Raw genomic sequence first — 1,182 nt, forward strand, 5'->3', positions numbered from 1 at the left:
GCGGCGGTCCGTGCGGCTGTCCGTGCGGTCGTCGGTGCGCCCGCCCGCCCGGCCGCCGGCGCGACAGCCGGTACGGCCGCCCGTGCGGCGCGGCCGGCCGCAGTGGTCCGTGCGGATGGCCACCGCCCTGTCCGTGGCGGTGCTCGCGGCGGGCGGCCTCGGGCACGCGCTGGTCACCGGACTCGACTCCGACATCGACCGGATCGACCCCTTCAAGGACATGAAGAACCGGCCCGCGCGCGGCCACGGCATGAACGTGCTGCTGGTCGGCACCGACGGCCGGGACCGCCTCTCGCGCGAGGAGAAGGAGAAGTACCGGCTCGGCGGCGCCCCCTGCCACTGCACGGACACGGTGATGATCGTGCACCTGTCCGAGGACCGGAAGCGCGCCAGCGTGGTGAGCCTGCCGCGCGACTCGTACGCCGAGACGCCGCCGCACACCGACCGGACCACCGGTGAGCGGCACGGGGGGCACCCGGTCAAGCTGAACGCGGCGTACGCGGAGGGCGGGCCGCAGCTGACCGTGCGCACGGTCGAGAAGATGACCGACGTGAAGATCGACCACTACCTGGAGGTCGACTTCACCAGCTTCATGAAGACGGTCGACGTGCTCGGCGGGGTGCGGATCTGCACGGCCCGGCCGCTGCGGGACACGGTCACCGGGCTCGACCTGGCGGCCGGGACGCACGAGCTGAAGGGCGGGCAGGCGCTGCAGTACGTGCGCTCGCGGCACATCGACGGGGCGTCGGACCTGGGCCGGATGCAGCGCCAGCAGCGGTTCCTGGCGGCGCTGATCGCGCGCGCCACGTCCTCCGGGGTGCTGCTGAACCCGGTCAGGTTCCGCGACGTCACGCAGGCCGTGCTCGGCTCCGTACGGGCGGACGAGGGCCTCGGGACGGACGAACTCATCGGCCTGGGGCGGGCGATGCGGGCCTTCTCGCCGTCGTCCTCGGAGTTCACGACGGTCCCGATCGGGAACATGTCGTACGCCGTCGAGGGCATCGGCTCGACGCTGAAATGGGACGAGGCGAAGGCGGGGCGGCTGTTCAGGACCCTGCGCGAGGACCGGCCGCTCGCTCCGCACCGGGTGCGGTCCGAGGTGCGGCGGGTCGAGGTGGCGCCGCAGCAGATCCGGGTGCAGGTGCGCAACGGGACGATGACCGCGGGGCTGGGGGCGCAGGT

The 1,182-nt window shown here is 73.5% G+C and carries 1 protein-coding gene; it reads left to right on the top strand.

What is annotated here, in order from left to right; all coding sequences use genetic code 11:
• Positions 1–10: 10 nt before the first annotated feature.
• The coding region (locus FGF04_RS39330) for an LCP family protein (protein ID WP_456340038.1) at positions 11–1,182 on the top strand (1,172 nt) is incomplete at its 3' end.

It is taken from the genome of Streptomyces apricus (assembly GCF_008369065.1).
In the GTDB taxonomy this organism is placed as follows: domain Bacteria; phylum Actinomycetota; class Actinomycetes; order Streptomycetales; family Streptomycetaceae; genus Streptomyces; species Streptomyces apricus.